At 58.3% G+C, this 1,192-nt stretch carries 1 protein-coding gene; it reads right to left on the bottom strand.

The features are described from left to right. Positions 1-162: 162 nt before the first annotated feature. Entirely contained in the window at positions 163-1,122 is a 960-nt protein-coding gene (locus tag BLW02_RS19420) for an IS5 family transposase (RefSeq protein WP_092701786.1), read from the bottom strand. Between the last annotated feature and the right edge of the window lie 70 nt (positions 1,123-1,192).

The following is a 1,192-nucleotide window of genomic DNA, read 5'->3' as shown; positions in this document are numbered from 1 at the left end:
CCTAGGGATGTCCTGAACAACTCGAATTTGTGAGTGCTAGAAGGCAGCCGCGTTCAGGCAGCGCGATGGAGACCGTTTGGGCAGCACTTGGGCCTTGTTTTCCTGCCCTGTTTCGGCTCTCTTGCACCGCTTTGGCGGCCCTTTGCCCTTTCGCTGGCGCACTCATCCCTGCGCCCCCAGCAATTGGTGGCGCACCATCCACAGATTGGACAGCGCAAACAGCGTCTTGAGTTGCAGCGTGTTCTTCTTCAGCCCCCGGTAGCGCACCTTCGTGTATCCAAACTGCCGCTTGATCACCCTGAAGGGATGCTCCACCTTGGCACGGATGCTCGCCTTGATCTTCTCCACTTGGTCTATCAGCGCGTCAACAGGGTTCTCTTTGTCCAGTGCTTTGCGCTTGCCTGGGCGCATCGCGATGTGCCACCTCACGCCTTCTTTGGCATCAGGGCGTTTGTCCACGCCCTGATAGCCTGCGTCACCAAACCCGTCTGTCTCCTGCCCGTGCAGCAAGCTGTTGCCCTCAACGACGTCTGCCACGTTGCCCGAGGTGCCTATGACGGTGTGCACCAATCCCGAGTCCGCATCCACGCCAATATGTGCCTTCATGCCAAAGTGCCATTCGTTGCCCTTTTGGCTCGAATGCATCTCTGGATCGCGCTTTTTGTCCTTATTCTTGGTGGAGCTGGGCGCTGCGATCAAGGTGGCGTCCACCGCAGTGCCTGCCTTGAGCAGCAAGCCCTGGGCTGCCAACAGGTCGTTGACGGTGGCCAGAATCTGCTCGGCCAGCTTATGTTTCTCAAGCCGGTGGCGAAAGCGCAAGATGGTGCTCTCATCGGGCATTCGTCCATGCGCATCCAGCCCTGCAAACTCCCGGTAGATCGGGGTGTCAAAGAAGGCTTCTTCCATCGCCAGATCCGACAGGGTGAACCACTGCTGCATGCAGTGGATGCGCAGCATGGTCTCCAGTGCAAAGGGTGGGCGGCCGTTCTTGCCTTCTGGGTAATACGGCGCAATGAGCTCTACCAGTGCAACCCAGGGAACCACCCGATCCATCTGGGCCAGCAGGTCTTGCTTGCGCGTCTTCTTGGTGCTCAGATTCAGATCAAGGCTGCTTTGCTTCATGGCTTGGGAGGATGCCATGACTGGGCCGCTTCTATCCGACTGACTGCCAGGTTTTGCAGGATTTCCCTAG

The sequence above is a fragment of the Acidovorax soli genome, from assembly GCF_900107605.1.
GTDB lineage: Bacteria > Pseudomonadota > Gammaproteobacteria > Burkholderiales > Burkholderiaceae_C > Acidovorax > Acidovorax soli.
Note: the sequence above shows the minus strand (reverse complement) of the source record. Positions and strands in the feature narration are given on the sequence as shown.

Excerpts from the sequence above, each read along its gene's own strand:
- BLW02_RS19420 (WP_092701786.1), bottom strand. The coding sequence starts at position 1,122 with ATGAAGCAAAGCAGCCTTGATCTGAATCTGAGCACCAAGAAGACGCGC.